The following is a 281-nucleotide window of genomic DNA, read 5'->3' as shown; positions in this document are numbered from 1 at the left end:
TGATCTAGCCCAGCCTTTTAATTTAGAGCAAGGTCCGCTGATCCGAGCACGCTTAGCCGCCTTAGGCGAGCAAGAGTATGCGCTTCTGATTAGTAATCATCACTTGATCTTAGATGGTTGGTCAACACCCATACTACTTACTGACCTCACTCGCCTCTACCAAGCCCAGCGTACAGGTACGCCTGCCGGACTAGCCCCAGCCTTTGCCTGGCGCGAGCATTTATTGTGGCTTGCTAAACAAGATCGCGCAGCAGCGCAGCAGTATTGGCAAACCCACTTAC

At 52.3% G+C, this 281-nt stretch carries 1 protein-coding gene; it reads left to right on the top strand.

All coding sequences use genetic code 11. The features are described 5' to 3' along the window. Positions 1-281: condensation domain-containing protein (locus tag ICN41_RS11270; RefSeq protein WP_216293023.1), on the top strand; the 281-nt coding region annotated here is incomplete at both ends.

The sequence above is a fragment of the Polynucleobacter sp. 15G-AUS-farblos genome (assembly GCF_018882445.1).
Taxonomy (GTDB): Bacteria; Pseudomonadota; Gammaproteobacteria; order Burkholderiales; family Burkholderiaceae; genus Polynucleobacter.
This window is presented reverse-complemented; position numbering and strand designations above follow the sequence as displayed.